25 protein-coding genes and 1 CRISPR repeat array are annotated in these 25,837 nt (G+C 42.1%); of the genes, 2 read left to right on the plus strand and 23 right to left on the minus strand.

All coding sequences use genetic code 11. From position 1 onward, the window contains the following. Positions 1 to 248 precede the first annotated feature (248 nt). The gene (locus tag ADA01nite_RS23145) at positions 249 to 638 is read left to right on the plus strand and encodes a transposase (RefSeq protein WP_443092725.1); all 390 of its coding nucleotides are present in this window, start codon (positions 249 to 251) and stop codon (positions 636 to 638) included. A 421-nt stretch (positions 639 to 1,059) separates the two neighbouring features. On the opposite strand, the gene ADA01nite_RS18175 is transcribed toward ADA01nite_RS23145, so the two are convergent. The 22 genes from ADA01nite_RS18175 to ADA01nite_RS18280 form a co-directional block, all read right to left on the minus strand. Further along, entirely contained in the window at positions 1,060 to 1,878 is an 819-nt protein-coding gene (locus ADA01nite_RS18175; RefSeq protein WP_146811846.1) for an alpha/beta fold hydrolase, read from the minus strand. Between the two features lie 115 nt (positions 1,879 to 1,993). Beyond that, complete coding sequence (locus ADA01nite_RS18180; RefSeq protein WP_146811847.1) at positions 1,994 to 2,785, minus strand: 2-keto-4-pentenoate hydratase; 792 nt, start codon at positions 2,783 to 2,785, stop codon at positions 1,994 to 1,996. A gap of 18 nt (positions 2,786 to 2,803) precedes the next feature. Continuing rightward, a complete protein-coding gene (gene dmpG, locus ADA01nite_RS18185; RefSeq protein WP_146811848.1) occupies positions 2,804 to 3,829 on the minus strand; it encodes a 4-hydroxy-2-oxovalerate aldolase in 1,026 nt (341 codons plus the stop codon). Between the two features lie 25 nt (positions 3,830 to 3,854). After that, positions 3,855 to 4,739: an acetaldehyde dehydrogenase (acetylating) gene (locus tag ADA01nite_RS18190; protein ID WP_146811849.1), complete on the minus strand. Its 885-nt coding sequence runs from the start codon at positions 4,737 to 4,739 to the stop codon at positions 3,855 to 3,857. 28 nt (positions 4,740 to 4,767) lie between these two features. Then, entirely contained in the window at positions 4,768 to 5,565 is a 798-nt protein-coding gene (locus tag ADA01nite_RS18195) for a 2-keto-4-pentenoate hydratase (RefSeq protein ID WP_281286042.1), read from the minus strand. A 17-nt stretch (positions 5,566 to 5,582) separates the two neighbouring features. Then, a complete protein-coding gene (locus tag ADA01nite_RS18200) occupies positions 5,583 to 7,064 on the minus strand; it encodes an aldehyde dehydrogenase (protein ID WP_246147406.1) in 1,482 nt (493 codons plus the stop codon). Positions 7,065 to 7,131: 67 nt separating this feature from the next. Continuing rightward, positions 7,132 to 7,566: a GlcG/HbpS family heme-binding protein gene (locus ADA01nite_RS18205; protein ID WP_281286043.1), complete on the minus strand. Its 435-nt coding sequence runs from the start codon at positions 7,564 to 7,566 to the stop codon at positions 7,132 to 7,134. Further along, positions 7,550 to 9,460: a XylR N-terminal domain-containing protein gene (locus ADA01nite_RS18210; protein WP_170230364.1), complete on the minus strand. Its 1,911-nt coding sequence runs from the start codon at positions 9,458 to 9,460 to the stop codon at positions 7,550 to 7,552. The genes ADA01nite_RS18205 and ADA01nite_RS18210 overlap by 17 nt, the downstream gene beginning before the upstream one ends. 29 nt (positions 9,461 to 9,489) lie before the next feature. Continuing rightward, positions 9,490 to 9,774 (minus strand): 2Fe-2S iron-sulfur cluster-binding protein, encoded by a 285-nt coding sequence (locus ADA01nite_RS18215; RefSeq protein ID WP_146811851.1) that lies wholly within the window; start codon positions 9,772 to 9,774, stop codon positions 9,490 to 9,492. A 50-nt stretch (positions 9,775 to 9,824) separates the two neighbouring features. Further along, positions 9,825 to 10,850, minus strand: a complete 1,026-nt coding sequence (locus ADA01nite_RS18220; protein WP_146811852.1) for an NADH:ubiquinone reductase (Na(+)-transporting) subunit F — start codon at positions 10,848 to 10,850, stop codon at positions 9,825 to 9,827. Between the two features lie 70 nt (positions 10,851 to 10,920). Further along, positions 10,921 to 11,211, minus strand: a complete 291-nt coding sequence (locus ADA01nite_RS18225) for a hypothetical protein (protein ID WP_146811853.1) — start codon at positions 11,209 to 11,211, stop codon at positions 10,921 to 10,923. Between the two features lie 22 nt (positions 11,212 to 11,233). Then, positions 11,234 to 12,745: a ferritin family protein gene (locus ADA01nite_RS18230; RefSeq protein ID WP_146811854.1), complete on the minus strand. Its 1,512-nt coding sequence runs from the start codon at positions 12,743 to 12,745 to the stop codon at positions 11,234 to 11,236. Positions 12,746 to 12,759: 14 nt separating this feature from the next. Then, complete coding sequence (locus tag ADA01nite_RS18235) at positions 12,760 to 13,056, minus strand: MmoB/DmpM family protein (protein WP_246147407.1); 297 nt, start codon at positions 13,054 to 13,056, stop codon at positions 12,760 to 12,762. Between the two features lie 20 nt (positions 13,057 to 13,076). After that, positions 13,077 to 14,204 carry a ferritin family protein gene (locus ADA01nite_RS18240; RefSeq protein ID WP_146811856.1) on the minus strand — a complete coding sequence of 376 codons (1,128 nt, stop codon included), beginning with the start codon at positions 14,202 to 14,204 and terminating at the stop codon, positions 13,077 to 13,079. Further along, positions 14,204 to 14,425 carry a 2-hydroxymuconate tautomerase gene (thmT, locus tag ADA01nite_RS18245; RefSeq protein WP_146811857.1) on the minus strand — a complete coding sequence of 74 codons (222 nt, stop codon included), beginning with the start codon at positions 14,423 to 14,425 and terminating at the stop codon, positions 14,204 to 14,206. Before thmT ends, ADA01nite_RS18240 begins: the two co-directional genes overlap by 1 nt. A gap of 42 nt (positions 14,426 to 14,467) precedes the next feature. Further along, complete coding sequence (locus tag ADA01nite_RS18250; RefSeq protein WP_146811858.1) at positions 14,468 to 15,382, minus strand: catechol 2,3-dioxygenase; 915 nt, start codon at positions 15,380 to 15,382, stop codon at positions 14,468 to 14,470. A gap of 264 nt (positions 15,383 to 15,646) precedes the next feature. After that, entirely contained in the window at positions 15,647 to 15,979 is a 333-nt protein-coding gene (locus tag ADA01nite_RS18255) for a transposase (protein ID WP_146811859.1), read from the minus strand. Between the two features lie 89 nt (positions 15,980 to 16,068). Beyond that, entirely contained in the window at positions 16,069 to 19,404 is a 3,336-nt protein-coding gene (locus ADA01nite_RS18260; protein ID WP_146811860.1) for a DEAD/DEAH box helicase family protein, read from the minus strand. A 21-nt stretch (positions 19,405 to 19,425) separates the two neighbouring features. After that, complete coding sequence (locus tag ADA01nite_RS18265) at positions 19,426 to 20,631, minus strand: restriction endonuclease subunit S (protein WP_146811861.1); 1,206 nt, start codon at positions 20,629 to 20,631, stop codon at positions 19,426 to 19,428. Then, on the minus strand, positions 20,628 to 22,094 hold the full coding sequence (locus tag ADA01nite_RS18270; protein WP_146811862.1) for a type I restriction-modification system subunit M: 1,467 nt from the start codon (positions 22,092 to 22,094) through the stop codon (positions 20,628 to 20,630). The genes ADA01nite_RS18265 and ADA01nite_RS18270 overlap by 4 nt, the downstream gene beginning before the upstream one ends. Positions 22,095 to 22,408: 314 nt before the next feature. Beyond that, positions 22,409 to 22,798, minus strand: coding sequence for a DUF3841 domain-containing protein (locus tag ADA01nite_RS18275; protein WP_246147408.1), 390 nt, complete (start codon positions 22,796 to 22,798; stop codon positions 22,409 to 22,411). Positions 22,799 to 22,859: 61 nt separating this feature from the next. Next, on the minus strand, positions 22,860 to 23,378 hold the full coding sequence (locus ADA01nite_RS18280) for a DUF6933 domain-containing protein (protein WP_246147409.1): 519 nt from the start codon (positions 23,376 to 23,378) through the stop codon (positions 22,860 to 22,862). Positions 23,379 to 23,558: 180 nt separating this feature from the next. On the opposite strand from ADA01nite_RS18280, the gene ADA01nite_RS22705 reads away from it, so the two are divergent. Then, positions 23,559 to 23,663 (plus strand): putative holin-like toxin, encoded by a 105-nt coding sequence (locus ADA01nite_RS22705; protein ID WP_246147410.1) that lies wholly within the window; start codon positions 23,559 to 23,561, stop codon positions 23,661 to 23,663. 373 nt (positions 23,664 to 24,036) lie between these two features. Here the strand turns inward: ADA01nite_RS22705 and ADA01nite_RS18285 are convergent. Further along, positions 24,037 to 25,187, minus strand: a protein-coding gene (locus ADA01nite_RS18285; protein ID WP_218029582.1) for an IS3 family transposase whose coding sequence is annotated in 2 segments (ribosomal slippage) — positions 24,037 to 24,932 and positions 24,932 to 25,187 — 1,152 coding nt in all. Because the reading frame shifts where the segments join, the coding sequence is not laid out codon by codon here. A gap of 149 nt (positions 25,188 to 25,336) precedes the next feature. Continuing rightward, a CRISPR array of direct repeats spans positions 25,337 to 25,775; the repeat unit is 30 nt; unit sequence ATTTCAATTCCTTATAGGTATTCTACAAAC. Positions 25,776 to 25,837: the final 62 nt, after the last annotated feature.

Here is a 25,837-nt window from a genome sequence, read left to right on the forward strand (position 1 = left end):
GATACAAATAGCTCCTTGTGATTCGTGAGCTCTATCGTCAGCAAAGCGACATGTACACCAAACGCTCCTATCGAATCGAGGATCGGATCGTCAGTATCCATCAACCTCACATACGTCCGATTGCGGAAAAGCAAGAGCACGTGTAGAATTCGGCGCTAAAGTCGCGATCAGTCTAGTGAATGGATACGCTTTGATGGAAAAGCTGCAATGGGACAACTACAAAGAAGGAGTTACATTGAAAGACTCCGTTGAACGTATCACAAGCGCTTTGGCTGTTATCCGGAAGCGGTGCTTGCGGACAAGCTCTATCGTACGCGCGACAATCTTCGCTATTGCAAGGAACACGGAATCCGCTTGAGTGGCCCCCTCTTGGGACGCCCGTCAAAAAGGAGCAGACCGAGCAAAAGCAGCAAGCTCGGCAGGATGCCGCTGAACGCAATGCCATCGAAGTTAAATTTGGAGAAGGCAAGCACCGTTATGGGCTAGGCCTTATTCGAGTGCGCCTTCAGCAAACCAATGAAACGGTCATCGCCCCTCAACTGCTCGTGATGAACCTGGAGAAACGGTTACGGGTTCTCTTTTTCGCTTTTTCCATATGGTTATTTTCAGACGCTACGTTACGCGTTTCAACAAGATAACGAATTGTTCAGCAAGCTCTAACATAGCTTTTCGGTTAACTCAACAGTTCGTTTAAATCTTTTTCATTATTCATAATGATAATCTCGATTATAAAAACAATAGCCATCCGAACGTTAAGATGGCTGTTGTTCTTTCTTTATTTTTATAATTAGCTATGTTAAAGTTCGCTGTTGATATTTTTAACTATCGATTCCTGTTAGTGCAACAAACAAGTCTATCTAACCAAATTCATGTTTTATTTATTTAATTGTTCGTATGTCAATCTTTTTGGTGATTCATTCCAATATTTTATCTCTGGTTCTCTCGGGGGAGATGACGGGCAATTATACCTATCCCTAGCTAATAGATGACCGGAATATCGGCTTCGATTGCCATCCGGCGTGCGGTCATTCTTCGCTCCACAAACAAATGTCGATATATTTATCTCTTTAAAAAATAAATGATCTGATCTGTGAATTCCTTTGTTTTCTCAATTTGTGTCCAATGTCCACACTGCGAGAATACGTGAAGCTCTGCGTCCGGTAGGATCCGGGCCATTTTCCAGCTTGTTTCCTTCAACGGGATAACACGATCTTCCCGCCCGTGAATCAATAAAGTAGGAATGTTCATTTTACTTAGGGCGTCCTCATTTAAAGCGAGAGCATCGACATGCCGCTGACGCGGAGCCGGGAACATCGCTGAATAAGCTTCCTGGAATCCTTCCTGAATACTTGACTGATACCGCATCTCCACCAGATCATCGTTATCTGCCATTGACTGGTTATAAGAGAAGATGCTGATAAGATTCTTCATATTTTCAAAACTTGGAGTATATCCCCACACTTGATCCAATTCCTCAGTGATTGGAAAGGACAATCCAACGCTTCCCATCAGAATAAGTTTATGGATTAAATCGGGACGACGCCAGGCGATATGAAGCGCCAATGCTCCTCCCATAGAATTACCGACAATCGATACTTTGTCCAATTTCATCGTTTCTATAAAGGAAATCATATGATTTACCCACAAATCGACCGAATATTGAACACCTCTCGGTCTTTCAGTATAGCCGAATCCGACAACATCCGGAGCGTATAAATGAAAATGGCTGGATAGAATCGGAAATACCAGACGCCAGTTCGCCCATGCCGATACTCCTGGCCCGGATCCATGAATAAAAAGAAGGGGGTCCCCTTCTCCATCCTCATGATAATGAGTCTGTATTCCACCTGCTTCGATATATTTCCCTTTTTCGATCATAGTAAAAACACCCCGTATTTTTCATTTTGAAATCGTGTACATCATCATAAGCATAAACTCTTTCTGCGATTTGGTTATAAAGATATCTTCTTGGCTCATTTATATTGCGATTTTGCTATTCCGTCATGCAAAATGCTACTTGACCGATTTGATCGAGCGTAGCGGATACATAATCCCCCGGCTGTAAGAGGATCGCTTCCGTCACTCCTCCGGTCAGAATAATCTGCCCTGCTTTCAGTTTTTCCCCTTTTCGCGCCAGCATCCTAGCCAGCATCGCCACAGATTTGGCCGGATGCCCCAGAACGGCTGCTCCGGCACCCAGCGCTTTGATTTTTCCGTTAATGGAAAGCGTCACACCGACAAGATCAAGTTCTATATTCTCCGGTTTTATTAAGCGGCTTCCCAGCACGACTCTCGAAGAAGAGGCGTTATCGGCAATCACATCCGCCAGCGTAAATTGGAAATTTTCATAGCGACTATCAATGATCTCCAGTGCCGGAACGACGTACGCGGTAGCAGCCAGCACTTCCTCTTCGCCAACATCAGGCCCTTCGAGATCGCTGCCTAAAATAAAAGCGATTTCCGCTTCCACTTTCGGATGAATGACGTCTTGCATCGAAAGAACGTCGCCTTCTTCAATCATCATATAATCAAACACATATCCGTAAATCGGTTCCTCCACGTTCATTTGCTTCATTTTTGCCTGACTCGTCAATCCCATTTTCGGGCCGATAATACGGTGGCCTTCCTTTAGTTTTAATTTCACGATTTCCTCTTGAATACGGTACGCATCCTCTAATGACAGTTCAGGATACTCAAGCGTAATCCTCTTTACTTCTGTTCTTTCATATTCAGCTCGCTGTAAAAAAGCGGCAATCGATTGATGATTTACTTCTTTTGTTTTCATCGTTCTTCTGTTCTCCTCCTACCGGGTGGCTATCTCTGTCTTGCTGGCAATTTCGGCAGCAACATCGACGATCATATCTTCCTGGCCTCCGACCACTTTTCGCCTCCCGAGTTCAAGAAGAATATCCCGGGAATCGATCCCGAACCGTTCTGCCGCCCGTTTGGCATGCAGCAAAAAGCTGGAATAGATCCCTGCATACCCCATTGTCAGGCTATCTCTGGTAATTTCCTGCGGCGCTTGCAGAATCGGCGCTACTATGTCTTCGGCCAAATCCATCATTTGATATAAATCAATTCCCGTTTGTATTCCCATCCGCTCTAGTACGGCAATCAATACTTCCGTCTGTGTGTTTCCGGCTCCAGCCCCAAGACAGCGGATACTGCCATCAATGCGTGTCGCCCCCGCTTCGATGGCCGCCAACGTGTTCGCCATGGCCAGCGATAAATTGTTGTGGCCGTGGAAACCGATTTCGACACCAAGGTGCTGTTTTAAGGCATGAATGCGCTCTTTGACTTCATAAGGAAGCAGCGCTCCAGCTGAATCGACAACGTATACGATGTCTGCGCCATAGCTTTCCATTAACTTTGCCTGCTCGACCAATTTTTCCACCGGAGCCATATGGGCCATCATCAAAAAGCCGACCGTTTCCATTCCTAATTCTTTCGCCATGGAAATATGCTGAGGAGATACATCCGCTTCTGTCACATGGGTGGCAACCCGCGCCATTTTCGCCCCTAATGCAGCCGCTTCCTTCAGCTCCTTGAGCGTCCCGATGCCCGGCAGCAGAAGCACGGCGATCTTTGCCTGGCTGCACACCGATACCGCCGCTTCAATCAGCTTCATCTCGTCGGTCCGTGAGAACCCGTATTGTAGAGAAGAACCGGCCAGGCCGTCCCCATGAGCGACTTCAATATAAGGAACACCGGCTTCATCGAGGGCTTTCGCGACGCTCAGAACTTGATCCACTGTGTATTGATGCGCAATGGCATGACTTCCGTCTCTTAATGCTACTTCGGTAATATATAAGTCACGTGTTTTACTCATGATTCGTTGCTTCTCCCCTTTCCCATTATACCGTCAGCTCGGAAATGTGATGCTTGGCGAATTCCTCTGCGACTTTCACTCCGGCGGCTGTCATGATATCGAGGTTGCCAAAATACTTCGGCAAATAATCGCCTGCCCCTTCCACTTCGATAAAGATGGTAACCTTATTGCCATCAAAAATAGGTTCCGTCCGTAAACGATACCCCGGCACATACGACTGGACCGTCTTCTCCATCTCTTTAATGGAAACGGCGATCTCCGTTTCGTTCATGCGGCCTTCTTCGACAAGGCAGTACACTGTATCCCGCATGAGAATGGGCGGTTCGGCAGGATTTAAAATAATAATGGCTTTTCCTTTTTTCGCTCCGCCAATTTGTTCAATTCCTTTGGCTGTCGTTTCCGTAAACTCATCAATATTGGCCCGTGTTCCCGGTCCGGCGCTGCGGCTCGAAATCGTAGCGACAATTTCCGCATAGACAACAGGACTGACCTGATTGACCGCATACACCATCGGAATGGTGGCCTGTCCGCCACACGTAATGAGATTAATGTTGGGCGCATCCAGATGCTGTTTCATGTTCACCGGGGGAACGACAAAAGGTCCAATCGCCGCCGGCGTCATATCAATGACCTTTTTCCCTGCCTCTTTTAGCAGTTTGGCATGACGAATGTGGGCTTTGGCTGAAGTGGCATCAAAAACAAGATCCGCCAATTCGGGCCGCTGTAGAAATCCCTTAATCCCCGTGTCAATCGCCTCATAACCGTATTCTCTCGCCCGACGAAGCCCATCCGACTCCGGATCAATCCCAATCACAGTGGTAAGTTCCAGCAAAGATGACCGCTGAAGCTTCATCATCAAATCGGTTCCAATGTTCCCTGAACCTAAAACCGCTACTTTTAATTTTGACATAACAATCTCCTTCCTTCGCAATGGCCCTTTATTTCTTAGCAAAACGGACACTGACTTCTCCCAAATGAGCTACCCTGACTTTGAATTGGTCGCCGGGTTCCGCATTTACCGCGGCAGAAAGCGCACCGGACAGAATCACTTCCCCCGTCTTAAGAGAGATGCCAAATTCATGAAGTTTATTTGCCAGCCATGCGACACACGTCGCCGGGTTTCCCAAAGCCGCTGCCCCTACCCCGGTGTTTACAATTTCCTTGTTTTTATAGAGCACCATACCGATCTGAGAGAGATTTACGGTATCTACCTTCACTGGTTTTCCCCCCAGAACATACAGGCCGGACGAAGCGTTGTCGGCAATCGTATCTGCCAGTTGAATCTTCCAGCCGGCGATACGGCTATCCACCACTTCAATGGCCGGCAGCACATAATCCGTTGCCAAAAGCACATCCATGGCCGTGATACGCGGACCCGTAAGATCCTTTTTGAGAACAAAAGCAATCTCTGCTTCCACTTTGGGCTGGAGAACACGATCCCAGGAAATTTCCCCCCCGTTTTCTACTATCATGTCGTCGAGCAGATGGCCGTAGTCCGGTTGATCCACGCTGAGCAATTCCTGCATGGCCCGGGAGGTTAACCCGATTTTTTTTCCGACAATCCGGGCACCTGCTTCCGTTTTCCGTTTGATTGTGGCAAGTTGCACTTCATATGCCTGTTTCATGCTTAATCCGGGTTCCACACTGGTTAATGGCTCCACCCCTTTCCTGTTCTCTTCCGCTTTTGCCAAATGCTCGCTCAATCTCTTTGCCAGATTTGTAATCGTTGAGTTCAACCGCTTCTCCTCCCTTTTTACAATTTGATACAAATGTTTTTCAGTTCGGAATAAAATTCAAAGCTGTGTACGCCGCCTTCCCGGCCGATGCCGCTCTGCTTCATGCCGCCAAACGGAGTGCGAAGATCGCGTAAAAACCAAGTATTAACCCAAACGATGCCGGCTTCAATTTGCCCGGCTACCCGATGGGCCCGACGTAAATCATTTGTCCAGATTGTAGCACTTAACCCATAATGTGTGTCATTTGCCTGTTCCAGCACTTCCTCTTCACTGTCAAAAGGAATGACCGTTACGACCGGTCCGAAAATCTCTTCTTTAACAACCCGGCAGCTTCGATCCAGTCCAACAATGATGGTAGGTTCAAGATAATACCCTTTTTCGATTCCTTCAGGACGTTTCCCGCCAGCAAGGATTTCGCCGCCTTCTTCTTTTGCAAGCTCAATGTATGAATTTACTCGTTCATAGTGCTCTTCGCTTACAAGAGCACCCACCTTAGAAGAAGGATCAAACGGATCCCCTACCTTTAATTCTTTTGTTTTATTTACGAACTTTTCTAAAAATTTTTCATAAATCGGACGTTCTACATAGATGCGGGACCCACATAAGCATACTTCACCTTGATTGATGAAGCTCGATTTCAGTGTAGTTTCAATAACCTCGTCCACATCCGCATCCGCAAAAATAATATTTGGATTTTTCCCTCCTAATTCATAGGAAAGTTTTTTAAGTGTTTCAGAAGCCGCCCGCATGATCACCTTACCCGTTGTCGTTTCACCCGTAAAGGAAATAGCGTCTACGTCCGGATGTTCCGTTAAAGCCGAACCTGCTGAATCCGGTCCAAAACCGTGTACAATATTGACAACGCCGTCAGGTACTCCGGCCTCCTGGCAAATTTCACCCAGTAAAGTAGCCGTCAGCGGGGTCAATTCGGCTGGTTTGATTACTGCCGTATTTCCCGCAGCCAGACACGGAGCCAGCTTCCACGTCAATAATAGCAACGGAAGATTCCACGGATTAATCAGTCCTACAACGCCTACGGGGCGGCGAACGGCGTAATTAATCGCAATATCGTCCATTTCATACGCTTCCGTTCCCAGGGAGCGAATGTAATCGGCGAAGAAATGAAAGTTATAAGCGGAACGAGGAATATCCGTTGCATTAGATAACCATAGCGGTTTTCCCGTATCGAGCGTTTCGAGCATGGCAAGTTCTTCTTTTCTCGCCAAGATGATGTCTCCGATTCGCCGGATAATTGCAGCACGTTCGGCGGACGTCATGTTTTTCCAAGGACCGTTGAGCGCTCGTCTTGCTGCTTTAACCGCACGATCAATTTCCGATTTCCCCCCCTCCGCTACCGTGCCGATTACCTCTTCGGTTGCTGGATTAATATTTTGGAACGTTTTCTCATTCTTCGATGCTTGGTACTTTCCATCTATAAAATGAAGGCAATCATAGTTATTCACCTTGTTTTTTTGCATAGAATCAAGTGTTAGAAGCATTCTTATCTCTCCTTTTTTCATGACATCATGATTAATTTTGATCTATCTACACACAGTACGGAAACAGCTACCCATTCAACATCCCGGTTAAAACAGCCAGAGCACTCTCGGCACATAATATGTCTTCTTGCTCACTGCCTCCAGAAACACCAATCCCTCCTACAAGGTGTTGATCAATATATACCGGCACACCACCCCCAAAGATGGTCAGTCTTTTCGTATGAACAATTCCGTGCAGAAGAGAGGGTTCATTTTGAATCATTGGATACCATTCTGAAGTCGCAATACCGAACGCTGCGGCTGTGTATGCCTTGTTCTGGGAAATTTCTGAGCTTAACAGTGGTGCCCCATCCATGCGTATAAATCCTTTCAAGTTTCCGCCATCGTCTGCAATGGAGACATTAACCTTAATTCCTAATTCTTCTGCCTTCTGGCAGGCAGCATCCAGCATGTTCATAATAATCTGCTGGGTAATGACTGGTTTCTCATAAAATACCTTCAATACTACTCTCTCCTTGCTTGTCCGTAATGTTTAATTCTCCTAAGACAATGAGAGCTTGCAAAGCCAAATACAATTGATGCTCTATATATGGCTCATTTAAATCCAATTGCAAACTTTCATTTAAGCGCTGGAGTCGATACCGCAAACCGCTAACTGAAAAATTCATGGCACGCGCTGTTTTATGGACATTACAAGAATTATTTAAGTAATAGTAAAGCGTTTTGATCAATTCCATATCTTTGGTTTTATCTTCTTCGAGTAAACTCCCCAGCGTTTTATATGCGAACCTCTTCAGCGCATCCGAATCCCTTGTTTGAAAAAGAATTCCTACAATGCCAAGTTCATCAAAAAAAACCATATCCTTATTTTTGTTTGCAACTTTCAGACAAGCTACGCTTTCCTCATATAGATTGGAGGCATCATTTATAGACGAAGAGAGGGAACTCACCCCAAGTTTAAATTCATAACTAGAGTACTTTCTCCTACAGTGACGGATTAATGTTATACAAAGTTCTCTTTTTTTCACTTGTTCTTTTAATTCTTTGTTGCCCGATAACAGGATAATTACATTTCCAGATTGTTGACCAATTAAAGCATTAATTTTTCTTTCCTTAAAAAAGTGGGAAAGTTCACTAATAAACTGATCGTTAAATTCAAATTCTTCCTCAACAGTGCGATGGTTGGCAAATCGGTTAAATGTAATAATAAAGAACTGGGCATTTCGCAAATTGAAATCAATATGATGAGCCCGCTTTATAACTTCATCAGGCGTAATCCGTTTGCTTAATATATCTTCAAGCAAACTTCCTCTCATGCGGTGTTCTACTTGAATACGCGTTCGTTCATTTAATAAATAAAGAGAACAGGCCATAGCAGCATGCTCAACAATCATTTTGTCTACTTCCTGCATTGAAGAATCATCATAGAGAAAAGAACAGTACGCGATAATTTTTTGACGAAGATAAATGGGAGTAACTATACGTCTATGACTTCCATTTATCTTCAATAACGTGGTTTTCTTTATTTCATCCATATCGGATGTATCATCACGGATAATATATTGTCTTAATTCGTTCGAAAGCTTACGAGCCTCATCCAGTGCAATGCCCCCATGCGACATAATGTTTAGGTTTTTATCTTCAATAATAACGGGTATGTCGGTAATCTGGTACAATACATTGGCAATGGATGTTAAGCCGCGTTCTCGTAGAACTTCCTTCATTAATTTTTGATGTACGTGATAGGCCTTATTTAAATTGTCCCGCTCAAATTTCAATTTTTTATACGTCTCATCCAACTCATCAATAATATTGTTTTCTTCATAATATTTGAGTTCTTCTCCAATCTCTTTGCCCCACTCTTCCACGCTTTTACCGATCCAGTGACAGTGGGAATGTCCCATCCCCTGACATTGCATCTCTTTGACGATAACCTTTTTTTCCATTACTGTCGAAAGATAGCCACTGGCATAACCAACCAGGGTATGACAAACCGGGTGATCACTAGGACCAAAAAGCTCCAGATGCTCTCGCGCTTCATAGGAATTTCTCCAATATCCTTCAAAATGGAGCTTTCCTTGATGAATATTTACCTTAACAATGAGGGGAGTTACCTCTACATACCCATGAAGTGTATGCAAATAGGGACCTGCCAGCACAAGTTCCTTCTCATCATCCCACTTCATTTGTTTGACCACTAAACCGTCGCTTACCCCACAATGCCATCCGTAACGAAGAAGAAAGCCTTTCGTTCTTTCAAAGCCAATCGTTCCAATTAATTCTCTTCTCAACATTCCCAAAGCAGAAGTCGGCACAGTAATCACACGCTGGTAAGCAGATTTATTTTCTGTCTGAAACGTATACAGTTCCTTAAAATTCAAGTCAGAAGCTTTCACGTCAACCACCGCCATCGAATTTTGAATGATCAGTCTCCTGGCAGACGAACTTTCATATCGCTACACGGGTATGTTTTGCATGCTAATGTAAAAAGTAAGTCTCGTTCTGTATCGGGGAGGACCTCTTTAGAACTTACCCCTCTTTCGAAGTCCCCTTTTTCGATTTTAATCTTGCATAGTCCGCAGCCTCCGCCTTTACAAGCATACGGAATTTGAATTCCCTGCATTCTTGCTGCGTCTAATAAACTTTGATCGGTGCGGCACATAAATTCAAGCTTTTCACCGTTATAACCAAGAACCTTCACCCGGAACATACCCTATCCCCTTTTCCTTGCTTATGCTGTAAAATTCCCTCATTCACCCATTAAAATTCATCATAGAAAATGTTCGAGCCTTTCACTCCGCCTTTGCTGAGTACATCAATCGTCGTTTCAATCATGATAGGAGGTCCACATAAGAAAGCATCCATGTTTTCCATGTTTTCTACTGTACGTTCTACTACATTTGCGATGTATCCCTGCTCCCCTTCCCATGAATCGGAAGGAACATGCTCAGATAAAGCCGGGATAAAATGGAAATTAGAATATTTTTCTTCCATTCCCCTCCATTCATCTAGCAAGTATAAATCTTTCAATGTTCGGGCTCCATAGAAGAACCAGGCGTTTCCTTCGTAAGGGGCAGAAAATAACTCCTCAATTAATGCTTTAATCGGAGCCATACCGGAACCACCGCCCACAAATATCATATCTTTGTGACGATCACGCAATTGCATCTTTCCATACGGACCGGAACCGGTGACATGTTGGCCCGGTGTCAGATCGCACATATAATTCGAACCGATGCCATCCTTAATGCGCCGGACATGGAACTCGACAATGCCATTTTCTGAATACGGATTAGCCATAGAATATGCCCTTGTTTCTTCGAGATCCGGGACATCGATTTCAAAAAATTGTCCTGCTGCATAACGGATAGAAGAAGGAGTAGCTAATTTCAAAACGATTTTATGAATGTCAGGCGTGCACGGCGTGTTCTCCACCACTTCGGCCTGGAAATCGTATACAGGAAAAAAGGGGGTATCCGCTTCTTCTTCTTCAATCTCAATCACCATATCGCTCTCAGCAAGTGTACTGCATGTTAAAATATACCCTTCTTCTCTTTCAAAACTCATTAACGAATAGTCTGAGACGCGATCCATCAGTTGATAATCGCCCTCTAACACCTGCGCCTTACACGCAGAACAGCTTCCGTGGCGACATCCGTAAGGGATCTGGATGCCATTACGAATCGCGGCATCCAGCAATGTTTGTCCTTCTTTTACGATGATCGTTTTACCACTCGGTTCTAAAGTAACTTCATACGTCGCCACTTCAGTTTCATGTACACCCATGTGTTCATCTCTCCTCTCCTACTTTCTTCTTGTTCAATTGGATCTCGATTGAGAAACAAGCTCTATTTGGTTAGCAGGCGATAATTTCTAAAGGATCGCCGTTTCGTATACCAATTTCTCTAATATTTTTTTCTTCATAGATGGGAACCTCAATGTATTGATCAGCTCGAACAACGTACAGACGATACGTTTTTTCTTTATTGAGCTGCCAGGCATCAAGACATGCATCAAGCAATTCTTTACCCGTCATTTCATACGTTGCCCTTATACCAATATTGCAAAAAAACAAATCATTTTCGGTTACTTCTTTCAGCACCGGCCATACTAACAGATGATTCGAATTTTTAAGATAATTATTCATTTTTCTTCACCTTCCCTTCCCCTTAGCTGTTGACAATAATGCGATCAAGTCCAAGATGCTTGCGGTGTTCAAGCCAGCGGACATGCTCTCTGGACGAATAATGCTCATTCGCCTCTTCCGGAGTAAATCCAAAGTAAGGGAAGAGGTCACCTGGAATATTTTCGCCAAACTCTCCGCTAAGGTATGCTTCCGCCGGCCACCAGAATTGCATGTATTTGTGCGGTTCCTGTTCAAAAATATGTTTACATCCCGGAGAGCACGTCATATACGTTTTATTATTATACTCGCTATATTGCGTCCACATTTTTGTCGGATTATTTGGATCCGGAAACTCGGCCGGAACCTGGCATACCGAGCAGACGGCCGGAAGTCCTGGACTGGCTACAGCAAGCACATGGTCATCCATCCGACGGAAGAACGGTGCATAATAATGATCGAAGGTGTCCGGATATTCATTCGCCAGCCATTCATAATCATCCGGCTGCAATCTGAACCCACGGAATGCATTAGCATGCTTGTAATGATCCAAAATACGCATGACAGCATGTGAGTAATGTTCTTTTTCCTTAATGCTATCTTCTGCATGAAGCGGCAGACGGATGCCGTACTTTCTCAAATCTTTGAACAGGCCGTCGAATACCTGATCTTCTACATAAATTTCAAATGCTTTTTTCCAGGAAATCGGACGAATACGCGGATAGTAATCGACCAGTGTAGAGATAACCGAGAAAATGCGATACGCTCTCCAGTACCACTTATCCAACCATTTCTGGATAATCGGCACGTTTCGGTCATCTTCTTCAAGCAACATCTTCATCGCGGACATACCAAGTGCCATATGTCTGGATTCATCCGATTGCACGCTCTTGCCGACCGCAACAAAGTTTTCGTCCCCTACTGCACCGGCAGACGAAGCGAACGGAAGAAATAAAATATTGGTAAACACATATTCGAAGGAGAAGGAAATCGCCATCAAAGCTTCGAACGGACCGGACGAAAGCGCGTCATCAAAGAACGATTTCGGCACCGTATTAAACCACAGATTTTCATTCGTTTGCGCATACGCATGAAGACCGTCAATTTCCCGGCTCATATGAGCATAATGCTTAATTTCAATCTGGGCATGGCGCAATTCATCGATCGCCTGATTAAAGGTAGCAAAACGAATTGCCTCAATTGGAATATTTCTCCCAACATAGGCCATCAGACGGTGGGCCGCGTATTCCGCCGGCTGCACCGCAACAGCAAACGCTTTCACTCCTTCGTACCAACGGGAATCGATGACTTTAGCATGCCCATCGTTTGCTTCAAACGATCTTCTCACTGCATGATATAAAAGATCTTTTTCCGCTTGAACTTTTACATACTGATTATACGCCATGCGGAACGGATCCTCCCAACGGCTGGGGTCCTTAAGGATAATCCCTTCTTTCTCCAGCATCGGATATACCTTTTTCATGTCGAAATCTTTCGGATCCCACATCAAATCCCTCGTCATGGCATGGTACTTCTGCTTTGCATTCATTGCCGCCATTCGTTTCCCCACTCCTATTCTTCATTTTCCCAATGGATAATCAACTGGTCTTCATCCCACTCTTTAACAAAGCCAAAATACGAAGACATATAAATATGAATGCGATCGATCTCCCAGTCGCCGCCAAGAATATCTTCTACGGTTTCGCGACGCAGCACCAACTGCTTCGGTGCCTTCACTTTTTTGTAAACCATATAGTCTTCTACGATCACATCTTTATTATCCTGTTTAATCGCTTCAATGATTGCCTCTACGACTTCCCCGCCACTGGTATCCAAATCCATCCCCACGTACGCCTGTTTCGTTTCCATTTGCTTTCTCCTCATCCCCTTTAAATCAATTCGCGAGTTTTAAATGGCACATTGTACTTTTTGAAAGTCGGAATCACGATTTCTTCTTCGATTTTCTTGAGAGAATCTGGAAGAGCGATGGGGAGGCTGTGTTTTTCAAATAGGGAAGACAAAGAAGAGACCGCTTCATATGCCTTCGGGTACCACTTGTTTACCCATTCTCCGATAATTTCCGCATTGCTCATCGCCTCTTCCGGCGTTTCTCTTGGATCGCTTAAAATTAATCCCCAGCGATAGTCTCCAGGCCAATTCTCATAGCCGAGCGATTTCAAATAATCCCATCGGCTTTCTGCCTTGTCCTTGACTAGATATCCAAACAACGAGAATGCCCAGTCTCGCTGCCAGTCTAATTGCTTTTGAATGACAAGATTTAAAATAGAGAGATGCGTATCGCCCTGTCGAATCGCTTCTTTGTTAAATTCACGGTACATCAGATTTCCCAGCAATAAATCAAGCGTTAAGTTCTCAGCGACTAATACCTCTGCCCAGTCTTCCGTGATCAGGATTTCTTCCACATACCTGCGCAACGGTTGGTACGCAGGGTCTTGCATCAGCATCTCTTTGCCGTAGCTTAAAAAATCACCATGGTACTCCTCCATGTTCATGGCCCATAGTGAAATCCACTGGGCCCGCCCGGTTTTATCATAGGCCTGGAAGGTTGCACACTGTTCGATTGTGCTGCCCATCGCATAGCGAATCACATGCTGCATTTGCACATTCCCGCCATATTCAAGATGACGCAGCGGGGTATACAAGTCTCTTACCGCATTCACCCATTGGGGGGAAAGGTTTTGAATAATCTCTAATTCCCTGGCATATTCAAACCCGTTTTCCACTTCTTCCGCAAGCTTTTTCCGGTTACTTACATACGTCGTATACCAGAATTTTTTTGGATCACGGAACCCTTCCCAATCCGAGCTCTTTAATCTCGTATAACGAGGATCATAGATGTCATAGTCTCTCTCATCATGGATATTGCGGTACTGTCCGTGCAGATAAGGCTGCTGCCTAAGCGTAACTTCTTCGTATTCATTCTTTGTCTTCCAATCCCATGGTTGCTCCCTAAGCTTTTTTTGGAAGGCGGGTTCTAAGGCAAGTCCTGCTGACATTATTTATCTCCCCTTTTTTCTATACTTGTACGGCCTCTTATTGTCTTTACCGATTCTCCAGCAATCCCCCAATGCTCTAATGGCATTTCGTGGATGAGCACCCGAACGCTTTGAATGGGAGATTGTAATGTTTCTGCCACCAGGTGAGAAACTTTTCCGATTAATTCCTCCTTTTGTTCAGGAGTACGACCTTCCAGCATATGAATCTGTATTAATGGCATCTGCTTCCTCCTCATCCAATCTGATTAGAACCGGCAGCCGTATTAGGTCAACGCTAAGCTGAAAGATTCCATTAACTCTCTTCGATGATAAAAGATGCCTTGTCCTATTTTATCCTCCGTCCATGTAATGGTTGGAAAATCATGATACGTAATGTATCCGTTTGCAAAGGCTTCGTTTCGATTGCCAGACGGGTCGAAGAAATATATCGTTTCCCCCCGCGTAATTCCATGACGTGTAGGCGTAACTTCAATTTGCACTTCATTTCGTGTAAGAATGTCAGCCGCTTTCAATACATCGTACCAGTTGTTTACAAAAAACGCTGCATGGTGAAGTTTTTTGTCAGGACCTTTAATAAATGCCAGATCATGCGGCTTTCCGTTACGGGCGTGCAAAAAGCTGCCCACCATTACTTCTTCGTCCACAGTCATAATTTTTTCACTTTGATGCAGGTCCAATACTTCAGTAAAAAACTTTGTTACCGATTCCAGGTCTTCACCCGTTAACAGACAGTGGTCGAGACGGTGCGGTGCAATTCCCCGTGTATTTTCCGGCCAGGGATGCGGATTTAACGTTCCGACTTCTGGCCCAAGGTATTCAATTTCATGGTATAATTCCAACTGATGCCCGGTCGGAAGTTCACAGCGAACCGCTTCTCCTTCCCCCAGTCTTGTCCCTTTGGAAATTCTTCTTGTCGTACAGCCAAATTGTTCGATTCTTTTCTCGAAATTTTCCAAATCATCTGATTTTTCTACTTTAAAGGCCATATGTTCAAGACCAGGCGCGTCGGCTTTTCTGAGAATAAGACTGTGATGATCCCATTCGTCCCACGCTTTTAAGTATACTCTTTCTTCATCTCTGCCAACTACATTTAACCCGATAATATTCGTGTAGTAATCCACTGACTTCTCTAAATCCAACACTCTCAATTCTGCTCTGCCAATACGCATAACTCCCATTCTGTTTCCTCCTTTAACAAGTTTTTTATTTTGTAAACGTATACATATCTTAGAATAAATTAAATTCAAAATATACAAATAATAGTGCTAAAATTTTGGTTATTTTCGCATTATTAGTACGAATACGCCATATGTTTTAGCAATTCTCTTCGTCTAATATGAGGTCCCATAACATGTCTATCGAGTTAATAGAATAAAAAACCAGGAGAATCGCCATTTTTATTGTTCAGTAGAAATTTTAAGCATGCCAAATAGCCCCTGTGATTAATAATAAAAAAGTTGTTTACTTTTGAACGCCAGAATCCACATTTCATCCGAAAGAATCGAACTGTTTTCGGGCAAACGAAATGAATACAGTGTCCGTGTAACGGCATTTTTCTTCAAACGAGCAACGAAGAAGAGGCCGGTATCACAATACTGATCAAATTTTTCGTAATCGACGTACCCTCGATCAAACACATACGTGGCATTGGATTCGTCAATCAAGACTTCTATTTGCGTGCGATCACTCGGTTTTGCCTTGGTGACCACGACTTTTTCAGGCAACACATCGTGATCATTTTGAAAAACAAGACGAAGATGGATTTTAACGCCCACTTTTTGGTGACTTTAAAATAAGGCATCTTGAACAACTTGTTCAAAGATGCCTTAAATTAATGTGTAATAAACAGTTCTGTTGTCCTATACTAAGCCCCAGCAATCTCTTCGGAATTCTTATTGATTTCATCAATAATCCCAATAATCCGTCTTGCATCATCCATGTTATCCTTGAATAATTCAACAATGCTACCAACTGTTTTAAATGGTTCTTGCTGTAATACCTTCTTATCGAGTGTTCCGTTCTTCACGACATAATCAACGATGAGCTTAACAAAGCGGCTCTGGTTGAGGTTGAGTCGCTCAGCCGAGAGGAATTCAGAGAAAGCTTCATTTGCCGCTTGGGGATCTAGCCCAACAATTTGACGAACAAGTTTCGTGATTGGCGTATCACCAAAATCTTTCTCGTAGTCTTCTCTCGTGCCAAGTTCTTTCCAAAGAATTTCTTCGAGCGTTTTCACATCCTGTACCGTTAATTGCTTATTGTTTCTTAGTTTAAAAATAGCGATTTGGTCACGATGCTGGTTAAGATAATGATGAACTTTTTTCCTGTAGCTTTGTAAGTCATTAACATGGAAAATTGGGCCGCTTTCTTTAACTTCAAGGACTTCATCTTTAAAGTTCGTAAAGTAAATTTTTTGGGTTTCTTTTTCAATAAACTTGATGAGATCACGAAGCGCTTCACGTACGGAATCAAGTTCAAAAATATCTGCACTGTCCCAGAACTCTTCTGTTAAAACTTTTTCAATGACATGTTTTTGTTCTAATACTTGCGGAATGGTTCCCAGTTTCGATAACGCTTCGGCTGTTTTTACGACACTACGGATTAGCTTTGTTGCGTTCTTTGTTTGTAATTTTGCTAACTCAATCGTGTACATGACTAAATCAAAGCGCTTCGCAAATTCATCATCATTAAACGGGACGATAATCGGTGCGATATGCTCTTTAATTTCATTCGTATCCAATACGGCAAGCGCAGCCCAATTGGAACGATTTTTAAACTTGTGTACATATTGAAGATGCTGCCGCACCCGAAAATTTTCATCATCCAATGCTTGAATATCTTTTAATACTTCATCGATCAGTTCGTTCCGATGATTGATATACTCTTCATTTTGATATTCTATTCCTTGCAGTTCACGAATAATATCTACTTTAGCGTTAAATAGTTTTTCCGTTAAAGTTTGCGTTACATTTCCTTCTATTCCTTTTGGGTTTTCACGAAAGAAGTCGAAGTTCCCGCAGTAATCAAAAATTAGAAAATGAGTTTTATCTTCTCCGATACCTAATAGATCAGGGCATAACCTTGTACCGCGTCCAATCATTTGCCAGAACTTTGATTTAGAACGAACTTTTTTGAAAAAAACAAGATTGACCACTTCAGGAATATCGACGCCGGTATCAAGCATATCTACAGAGACAGCGATTTGCGGAAGCCTGTTCATCTCGGAAAAATCATCGATTAACGTTTGATAGTAGTTTACACTGTAATCGATTACCCGTGCGAAGCCACCGCCATATTCCGGAAACAGTGTCTCAAAGCGTTCCACGATTCTTTCCGCGTGGATATGGTTTTTAGCAAAAACAATCGTTTTACCAAGCTTGTCTCCACCTTCTACCCGAATCCCTTTTTCCATCAGGTCTTTCAAAACGGTATCAATCGTATTATCGTTAAATAACCACTCGTTTAAGGCCGCACTGTCAATATCCTCCGTCATTTCATCATCGAAAGTTGCTTCATATTGCTCTTTTTCTTCTTCGGATAAATCATCATAACGAATGCCTTCTTCAAGAAACTTCATTTTCGTTTCAATTGTCCGATAATCGACTAAATATCTGTCTTGAACTGCTCTGTCTAATTCGTATGCGTAGGTTGGAACACCATTTTCAAGATCAAATATTTCATACGTATTTTTATCAATCTCATCTTTTGGTGTGGCTGTTAGCCCAAGCAATATCCCGTCAAAATAATCAAAGATGCTGCGGTATTTTTTATAAATGCTTCGGTGCGACTCATCAATGATAATCAGATCAAAATGGCCAACGGTAAACAACTTTTTGCCATCTTTCCGTTTCGCCTCATCAATGGCATTCATCATCGTCGGATAGGTGGAAAAAACCATTCTGCTTTCTTCAGGATTTTCCTTGTTATTAAGGAGATTACAGAGGGTTAAGCCCGGCATTAACGTATTAAAATTTTTATAGGCTTGATTGAGTAACGTTTTTCTATCGGCTAAAAATAGAATATTTTTCACCCAATTATGACGAGTCAACACATCGACAATGGATATCGCTGTTCTTGTTTTGCCACTACCGGTTGCCATGACAAGAAGGGCTTTTCTTTGATTTCTAGTGAGAGCATCACAAACGGCTAAAATCGATTCCTTCTGGTAATATCGGTTACTAATCGAATCATTGATTTTTATGTTTGTTAGAGGGCGCTTCATCTCACGGCGATCCAGCAACAAGGTTAACTCTTCTTTGTTATAAAAACCCGATACTTTACGCGGTGGATATGAATCATGCCAAATATACGTTTCAAAACCATTTGTATAAAAAATAACCGGACGTACGCCATGCATTTTTTCGATGCAATCCGCGTACAGCTTAGCTTGTTGACGACCAATCTTCGGATCTTTCGATGTTCTTTTCGCTTCTACAACCGCAAGCGGCTTGCCATTATCGCCAAATAAAACATAGTCTACAAATCCAGACTCAGCATTATTAGGCATCCCAGCAACAGGATACTCTTTCACAATATCTTTTTTGAACTCCCAGCCGGCTAGTTTCAAATCGAGATCAATATATTTTTTCCGTGTTTCAAATTCTGTTAGCTCATCTACCTGGAAATTGTATTCCTGTGTATTCTGCTCCCGCTTTTCGGTAATCGCTTTACGAAGATGTTCATTTTCCTTCATCATTTCTTCGATCCGCTTGTCTTTTGAACTTAACTGTTCATACAAATCTTGCAACTCTTCTGGACGTTCCCGTTTCTCTTCACCCGTGTGGAGAACGGATTCATCAAACTCGCCCGCTGTATACTCATCGGAATAACAGTAATCAATCCAGGAAACAAACTGATGTAAATTATGAAGCGACAAAACCGCCTCGTCACGATTAATTGAAGAATTCGTATGTACTGCCACATTCCCTAACTTCACCACATACTTCATCAAAGGCAGCAAGTCTTCATCAATAATCTCTAGAAAACTGGTATTATGGATCAAGCTGGATAAATTATCTTGATATGGAACCTTGACCGCACTATCAAAGCTATATACCCACTTCACCGCCAGTTCCAGCGCGCGACGTGTAAGGATTGCACACGTCGCGGGACTGACGATCAAAGCTTTTTCGGCTTCTAGACAGGCATTGGTGAAGCTCTTGTATTGGGACTTCTCTTTTAGGAAGCTGAAGTTGGTCATTAAGACTATCCTTCCTTTGTATTAAAGATTAGAAACCTTACTTTCTTCATTAAATAACTCGCCTTTAAAGGCTCGTTGCATTAAAGAATTAAATATTAATTCAAGCTCCGTTAAACCTTTGTTGATAAGGTCTTTTCTTTTCTCAATCTGAGTTACAATATTAGCAAATTCATTTTGAAGATTAATATCTGGTTTTATTATTTCTAATTTTTTTAGATCTTTTAGATATATTGCTTGTTGTGCTGAAGATCCCGAGGTACTTAATAATTTATTCTTGTAATACGGGTGACTTAACAACGTTTTTAAAAAAATTGAGTTCATTAAATCACTGTTCATCTTAATAAGTATTACTGAACCCATTAATGCAAATTCCCTATCAGTGTTTACAACACACGTCCTACCAATTGTAGCACCACGACTTACAACAAGAAGGTCATTCAATTCAGGGTTACACTTTTTTCTAAATCGAATTAAATCATCATTTGAAATAAAACTTATATTATTAAAATCGATTCCATCACTGAGTACATTTTTAGCCATAATCATAGGATATCCACTATCAATAAATAATGGATTATTATGTTCCCCATCTGTAATTTTAAATACTAAATTCTCAAGCTTTCCCTTGTTCCACATTTTAATGTTAGAAAAAGGATCCCCAAACATCTCCAAAAAAACACTTTGCGTTAATTGGTTTAATGCTTCGATTTGGGCTTTTCGTTTGTCGATTAATGAAAGTGCTTGTTTTAATGCTAGAACGACTTTATTTTGAATCTCTAATTTTGGGACAGGTACTACGATGTTCTCAACAATTGTCTTCGAAATCTCCTTAAAGGTAGCACCTCTACCAAGTGAATTTAAATATTCATTTTTTCCTAATAACCAAAAATATAGAAATTCAGGATTCATGATATTTGTGTCACATTCAATATTTTTAAATCCCTGATTCGTACACATCGGTTCGCCTACTAATGCTACTTTTCCTATCGGAGCTCGAGAAGTGAGTAAAACTGTTCCCGGTTTTAACAGTTTTAAACTTTTATCACTAACAGCAATATCCGTTATTTTTCTCTGAGTATCATATACATACCAATTGTGTCCATTATCTAATTCGGCAGGTGTTATCCATTTAATATTCCCATTCCAAAGTTCTGGTTTTGACGTACTTGGAGTTGTACCGGAATGAATTAGAGCAAATTCCTTAATTTTTTTGTAATTCAATTTCATCTTTTATCCCTCAATAGTTCTTCTAATTCTTGAATCCCTTTTATGATCTCGCTTTCTAGCATATTAACCTTTGATAAAATTATCTCTGGCTTTTCATACTCCACTTCCTCATACTCAATCTCCTTATATTTATTAATCGATAGGTCATAGTCATTTTCACGCAATTCATCAACTGGTACGAAGAAAGACTGTTCTGTCCGTTTCCTTTCTTTTTCAGCTTCAAGGTTATTGAATCTATTAATAATATCCGGAATATCATTTTCTTCAATTGGATTACGCTTGTCATCTAATGAATAACCATCTGCTTTCATATCATAGAACCAAACGTTGTCTGTTCCACCTGCACCTGTTTTGGTGAAAATGACGATAGCTGTTGATACACCTGCATATGGTTTGAATACGCCACTTGGCATAGAAATAATTGCTTCCAATTTATGATTTTCAATGATTTCTTTGCGAATTTGTTTATGGGCATTTGAGCTTCCGAATAATACACCATCTGGAACAATGACTGCTGCACGGCCACCAGCTTTTAGAATTCTAATGAATAAAGCCAGGAATAATAATTCTGTTTTCTTTGTTTTTGTAATTTTTAACAAGTCATTCGAAACGGCTTCATAATCTAATGATCCTTTAAACGGCGGATTGGCAAGCACCAAAGTATATTTATCTTTATCCTTATTCATTTCTGAAAGTGAATCTCGGTATTCAATGTTCGGATTTTCTACTCCATGAAGCATCATGTTCATTGCACCAATACGAAGCATCGTCCGGTCCATATCATTGCCGTAAAACATATTATTGTTAAAATGCTCTTTTAAACCCTGTACTAAAAACAAGTCGCTATGGTTTTTCCGCAAATATTCTCCAGCAGACACAAGGAATCCTGCTGAACCCATTGCTGGGTCAATGATAATATCTTCTGGTGTTGGCCTCATCAATTCAACCATCATATCAATGATATGTCGCGGTGTTCGGAACTGTCCGTTCGTTCCAGATGTCGCTACTTTCGAAAGCAGGTACTCATATAAATCTCCTTTTGTGTCGCGATCCTTCATCGGAATATTGTCAATACCGTCCACAATTTTAGCGAGCATATTAGCAGTTGGGATCATGAACATCGCATCACTCATATATTTTGAGTAAGCCGAGTCCTCTTTTCCGTGTAAGTTCTTAATAAAAGGGAATACCTCTTTCGATACCACTTCATACATTTCTTCTGGAGAACCTAATTGTTTAAATTTATTCCAGCGCAAGTGTTGTTTATCTTTAGGGAAAAGACCTTCATATTCCATTCCCAAGAATTCCGCTTCTTGCTCCTTCGTTGTTTCAACTTCATCTAACCCTTTTATAAACAATAAATATGTAAACTGTTCAATGACAGTCAATGGATTTGTAATTCCACCAGTCCAGAATGTCTCCCATATTTTATCTATTTTATTTTTCAATTCTCCCGTAATCATAAAATAGCCTCCTTCATGTACAACCAAAGCAACCAGATATAGATTCAATATAGATGCAGTTACAATACTAATTGTATAATTTCATTTTACCATCGTGTAAATCAATTCGTAATCTCTTGTAAAATACTTTTTTACAATTTATTGGAAAAAGCACCTGCCTTTCGCAGATGCCCACTCTCTCGTTACTTCGCTATAAACTCCGTTACTTTCTTTACTTGTTTGATATTGACTCTTCCCGTTACTCCCTGTAACCATTGTTCACTATTATTCCATAGCTCCGACTTTCTTAACTGCTCAAGTTCAAAAATGCGCTCCTAACTTTCCTCTTTCTTCCTCTTTGATTGTCCTTTATCATACAACTCGTCCTCTTCCCATGTTAACGGAAGAAAGCCATCATTAAGAACCATATGCCAGGCATCGAAATCAGATAGGAGGACGTGTTCAGATGGCATCTCAACTTGAAGTCTTACAGCATACGTTCCTCTATTGAAGTGTCCACTACGCCTCAAGTCCGGTTTTTCCGTCCATACCCATATCGGATATTCACCATTGTAATAATGTAATCGCTTTTTCATTTGCTCCATCATCCAATGATAAGGCTCTTTGAATTCTTCCCAAATATAATCAGGATTGCCAACTAAATATCCTTTATTTAACGCTTCATTCCACGCTTCGATCGTTTGATTTGTCCAAAAAGTTGCCATCTCATCTCTCCTACACCATCTGATTCGGCCAGATAACCCTCAATCGTTCCCAACATCTTCTTTATGAGTCTTTCAAATGTAACAGTTCTTCAAGCATGGTTTCCCCAGAATACAGTTTTGGCAATTTCATCATAATATATCGATTCAGCCAGCGGTTAAGTTCGTAAATATCTGTCTCCATGCCGTCAAGCTTGTCTTGTCTCATCTTGTACTCAGAAGCCATTATCATCTCGTTAATCTGACTTATAATACTCCTATCGCTTGTAGCGGTATATGAAACTGAAGTACAGTTTTGTAAATACTTTTCAGTAACAACTTTGTCAACTCCATCCGCTGACAGGTTTTCAGCTATGGCTTTCACAATAAGATTGTCAAATTCTTTAAAATCATCCTTCTTAAGAGCAAACAGAATAAAGTTATACCTTGTTTTGTTATTCATAACTAACACGCATTTTCGACGATTATATAAAAACAAATGGGCATGCCAGGAATAAAGCGGGTCAGTATTTATCGCTTTAACTTTTGATATATTTACTTTCAACTCATCGGAGAGCTTTTTTGTGCATTGAATTGTAAGCATTATTCTTAATCTCCAGTTCGAATTTTAGAATTTCAATACCCAACGAATATTTTCTCACCATGAAAAAACATCTGCCAATTGCTCAGCAGATGCTTTTCTTTATGCTATAATCAATTCGTACAATTCCATACGGCTCGCAGGGGCGGTCGGCTCATCCCCGATAGAAAGGGGGTGAGACAAATGGTGTCATACGATGCAGCAAACTTAGCATTGAACTTCGGCGTGTTTACGCTAACCGTAATCAGCGTAATTATCGCACTACTGGCACTAAACAAAAAGAAATAGACCGCCCTCGCCAAAGGTCTGCGGTCTATCTCAGGCATTAAACACTGAGCCGTTCTGCTCTTGCAGCGTTGAATTGTACAAGCCGTTTGGTGTTACCAGCACCAGCGGCTCTTTTTTATTTTTACATTCTTTATTTAATATTATACCATGTGATGTTCGTGAAAAAAACGTTCACTTTCCATCCTTCAAATATAGCCTTACCACGCACTCGACATGTGTCGAGACGGTAAAAGGAATATATTGATATTAGGTCAATAAAGTAGACACAAAAACTTTTAGACTAGGCTGTTTTCTTGAAGTACATACGTTCGTATTCAGAAGGCGAAAAGTACTGAACCTCTGTCAATAGATTGGACACAATGAATCGAGAGAATCACGCTGTTTTTCGGTACGTACGTTCGCATTGATTGGGCGTGACATACCCGATGGAAGAGTGGATTCGCTTTCCATTGTAAAAACATGCAATGTACTCGAAAATACGCTTCTTTGCCTCGGCTCGTGTTGAAAAGGTTTCGAGATACACAAGTTCTTTCTTCAGTACACTGTGAAAAGATTCGATGCAGGCGTTGTCATAACAGTTTCCCTTGCGGCTCATGCTACCCTTCATGCCATACCTCTTGAGACGTTCCTGATACTCGTGTGAGGCATATTGGCTGCCCCGATCAGAATGATGCAGGACTTCGCCCTGCGGCCGTTGACGGCGATAGGCCTGATCTAGCGCCTCCAATACAAGTTCTTTCGTCATCCGTTTATCCATGTGCCAACCGACAATCTTTCGTGTATACAGGTCCATGATGCTCGCTAGATACAGCCAGCCCTCTTGGGTAGGAATGTATGTAATGTCCGCCATCCACACCTGATTGGGTGCCTGGGCGCTAAACTTCTGAGCGAGTACGTTATCGTAAACCGGTAGGTTGTGCCTGGAGTTGGTCGTGGCCTTGTACTTCTTGACGGTACGGGATTTCAAGCCAAGCCCTTTCATGATACGGGCCACCGTTTTCTCTGACACCTGAACGCCCTGCTGCCGTAGGATTTGAGTAACCTTCGGGCTTCCATAGAGACGGCGTGACTCTAAGAAGACACGACGAATCTGCACCTCCAGCTTGTTTCGGCGCTTGCTTCGCTGACTTTCCTTGCGTGTAGTCCATTCATAGTATCCGCTTCTGGAAACGTTGAGGACAGCGCACATCTTCGCGACACGGAGTTTGAAGCGGTGTTTATGAATGAAAGCATAGACTAACGCCGGTCTTTTGCAAAGTAGTGCATGGCCTTTTTTAGAATCTCATTCTCTTCCTCCAGATCCCGAATTTTCTTTTGAAGATCCCGAAGGGATTTCTCTTCTGGCTTCAGGTTTCCGCTACCCGGAAAGGCTTGATCTCCATCTTTTTTAACCTCTGTTACCCAGCGGTACAGGGTATTCTCATGCAGCCCAAGCTCACGTGCAGCTTGCGCCACCGTCTTCCCCTCTTCCAGAATGAGTTGAACAGCTTGGTGCTTGAATTCTTGATTGTACTTTTTTGCCATCGTAGACACCTCGATTTAGAATGCTTTTATTGTCGCACTCTCGGTTCTGCGTGTCCAGAATTCAGTCTACCAACAGTGTCCACTTTTTAGTCTAACATCAGTATCTACAAACAATCCTCTTGCAATTTTGAAGTCTTTAGCCAGGCGCGATTTCAATTCCTTATAGGTATTCTACAAACTTTGGCTTTTTCTTTTCGGCATATGGTACCGGAATATATTTCAATTCCTTATAGGTATTCTACAAACATCGCTCTACGAACCACAACGCAACATTGACACCGATGCATTTCAATTCCTTATAGGTATTCTACAAACCCCGGCACGTCTAAGCGCCGCTGAAGCGTTCAAGTCGATATTTCAATTCCTTATAGGTATTCTACAAACTCTCCAAGTGTGGCCCAGCTCCTTCGGGACCGCCGAGATTTCAATTCCTTATAGGTATTCTACAAACGTATTTATGGGAAGGGGATGTAGAAATTAGCCACCCATAATTTCAATTCCTTATAGGTATTCTACAAACCTTGCTGATATCGTTCACATAGGCGTACGTTTCCTCGAATTTCAATTCCTTATAGGTATTCTACAAACGGCCATGTCTTGAGATTGTGCCTCATGATAGACCTCCATTTCAATTCCTTATAGGTATTCTA

The sequence above is a fragment of the Aneurinibacillus danicus genome (assembly GCF_007991215.1).
Taxonomy (GTDB): Bacteria; Bacillota; Bacilli; order Aneurinibacillales; family Aneurinibacillaceae; genus Aneurinibacillus; species Aneurinibacillus danicus.

Excerpts from the sequence above, each read along its gene's own strand:
- ADA01nite_RS18175 (WP_146811846.1), bottom strand. The coding sequence starts at position 1,878 with ATGATCGAAAAAGGGAAATATATCGAAGCAGGTGGAATACAGACTCAT.
- ADA01nite_RS18180 (WP_146811847.1), bottom strand. The coding sequence starts at position 2,785 with ATGAAAACAAAAGAAGTAAATCATCAATCGATTGCCGCTTTTTTACAG.
- dmpG (WP_146811848.1), bottom strand. The coding sequence starts at position 3,829 with ATGAGTAAAACACGTGACTTATATATTACCGAAGTAGCATTAAGAGAC.
- ADA01nite_RS18190 (WP_146811849.1), bottom strand. The coding sequence starts at position 4,739 with ATGTCAAAATTAAAAGTAGCGGTTTTAGGTTCAGGGAACATTGGAACC.
- ADA01nite_RS18200 (WP_246147406.1), bottom strand. The coding sequence starts at position 7,064 with ATGCTTCTAACACTTGATTCTATGCAAAAAAACAAGGTGAATAACTAT.
- ADA01nite_RS18215 (WP_146811851.1), bottom strand. The coding sequence starts at position 9,774 with ATGTTCCGGGTGAAGGTTCTTGGTTATAACGGTGAAAAGCTTGAATTT.
- ADA01nite_RS18220 (WP_146811852.1), bottom strand. The coding sequence starts at position 10,850 with ATGGGTGTACATGAAACTGAAGTGGCGACGTATGAAGTTACTTTAGAA.
- ADA01nite_RS18225 (WP_146811853.1), bottom strand. The coding sequence starts at position 11,211 with ATGAATAATTATCTTAAAAATTCGAATCATCTGTTAGTATGGCCGGTG.
- ADA01nite_RS18230 (WP_146811854.1), bottom strand. The coding sequence starts at position 12,745 with ATGGCGGCAATGAATGCAAAGCAGAAGTACCATGCCATGACGAGGGAT.
- ADA01nite_RS18235 (WP_246147407.1), bottom strand. The coding sequence starts at position 13,056 with ATGGAAACGAAACAGGCGTACGTGGGGATGGATTTGGATACCAGTGGC.
- ADA01nite_RS18240 (WP_146811856.1), bottom strand. The coding sequence starts at position 14,204 with ATGTCAGCAGGACTTGCCTTAGAACCCGCCTTCCAAAAAAAGCTTAGG.
- thmT (WP_146811857.1), bottom strand. The coding sequence starts at position 14,425 with ATGCCATTAATACAGATTCATATGCTGGAAGGTCGTACTCCTGAACAA.
- ADA01nite_RS18250 (WP_146811858.1), bottom strand. The coding sequence starts at position 15,382 with ATGGGAGTTATGCGTATTGGCAGAGCAGAATTGAGAGTGTTGGATTTA.
- ADA01nite_RS18260 (WP_146811860.1), bottom strand. The coding sequence starts at position 19,404 with ATGACCAACTTCAGCTTCCTAAAAGAGAAGTCCCAATACAAGAGCTTC.
- ADA01nite_RS18265 (WP_146811861.1), bottom strand. The coding sequence starts at position 20,631 with ATGAAATTGAATTACAAAAAAATTAAGGAATTTGCTCTAATTCATTCC.
- ADA01nite_RS18270 (WP_146811862.1), bottom strand. The coding sequence starts at position 22,094 with ATGATTACGGGAGAATTGAAAAATAAAATAGATAAAATATGGGAGACA.
- ADA01nite_RS18275 (WP_246147408.1), bottom strand. The coding sequence starts at position 22,798 with ATGGCAACTTTTTGGACAAATCAAACGATCGAAGCGTGGAATGAAGCG.
- ADA01nite_RS18280 (WP_246147409.1), bottom strand. The coding sequence starts at position 23,378 with ATGCTTACAATTCAATGCACAAAAAAGCTCTCCGATGAGTTGAAAGTA.
- ADA01nite_RS22705 (WP_246147410.1), top strand. The coding sequence starts at position 23,559 with ATGGTGTCATACGATGCAGCAAACTTAGCATTGAACTTCGGCGTGTTT.